At 72.3% G+C, this 933-nt stretch carries 2 protein-coding genes and 1 pseudogene; all 3 read right to left on the reverse strand.

Annotation, left to right across the window (positions count from 1 at the left end):
• A pseudogene (locus tag BZY54_RS54550) lies at positions 1 to 98 on the reverse strand (ATP-binding protein); the annotation flags it as partial.
• Positions 99 to 182: 84 nt separating this feature from the next.
• Positions 183 to 599, reverse strand: a complete 417-nt coding sequence (locus BZY54_RS48670; RefSeq protein ID WP_086731597.1) for a (deoxy)nucleoside triphosphate pyrophosphohydrolase — start codon at positions 597 to 599, stop codon at positions 183 to 185.
• A gap of 106 nt (positions 600 to 705) precedes the next feature.
• Positions 706 to 900, reverse strand: a complete 195-nt coding sequence (locus BZY54_RS48675) for an SPOR domain-containing protein (protein WP_086731598.1) — start codon at positions 898 to 900, stop codon at positions 706 to 708.
• Between the last annotated feature and the right edge of the window lie 33 nt (positions 901 to 933).

The raw sequence follows: 933 nt of genomic DNA on the forward strand, positions 1-933 counted from the left end.
GCCGTGCGCACCGCGCCGGGGTCCGCCGGAAAGGTCCACGCGGCGCAGTCGCCCTCGGTGTCGATCACGCCGATCACTTCCCAGGCCAGCGAGCCCACCCATGTCCGGTTTCATGGGGTTAATGGGCCCATACCCGATATCCGGCGGCCAGTACCGCCTCCGGTGTCAGCCTGTCCGACGGTTCACGCATCCGGTGGGACGGCGGCCAGACGCGGGAGGGTGGCCCGCACCGCGGGGATGTCCTGGTCCAGCCACGGGACGGTCCAGATCTCGGACGGCGTCAGCCAGCGCAGTTCGTCGTGGTCCTGAAGGGGTGCGGGGGCGGCGGATCCGGGGCGCAGTTGTGCGGTCCACACCTGGAGTTCGTAGGGCGGTTTCAGCGGCCAGCTGCCCGGAAGGCGGTCGACGGTCTCGGCGTCGACGCCCAGTTCTTCGCGCAGTTCGCGTACGAGGGCGGTCTCGGGTCGCTCGCCGGGCTCGACCTTTCCGCCGGGCAGCTCCCAGCGCCCGGCCAGCTCCGGGGGTGCGCTGCGGCGCGCCGCGAGCAGACGGCCGCCGTCGAGCAGGGCGGCACCCACCACCACGATCCGTTCGGTCATGCGCCGGAGCCTACGGGAGCCCGGCACGGGTCGGGTCCGCGGTAGGGTCCCCCGGAGCGGCCCGGCGGCGGACAGGCCCTGGTGACGGACGGACCGCGGTGACGGGTCAGCCGTCGTCGCCGCTCCCGGAGGTCTCCCCCACGCGTTCGACCCAGTACAGCTGCCGGTGACCGCGGCTGTCGAGGCTGTCGGCGATCTTCTGAGCCTCGGCTCGAGTGGCGTACCTGCCCACGCGGTAGCGGTTGCCGTTGTCGTCCTGCCGGACGACGAGCCAGGGAAGAGTGATCGTGCCGTCGTTCATCCCGCCCCACTGCTCCTTCCCGCCCTCACGGAC

This window comes from Streptomyces carpinensis, assembly GCF_002154505.1.
Classification (GTDB): domain Bacteria; phylum Actinomycetota; class Actinomycetes; order Streptomycetales; family Streptomycetaceae; genus Streptomyces; species Streptomyces carpinensis.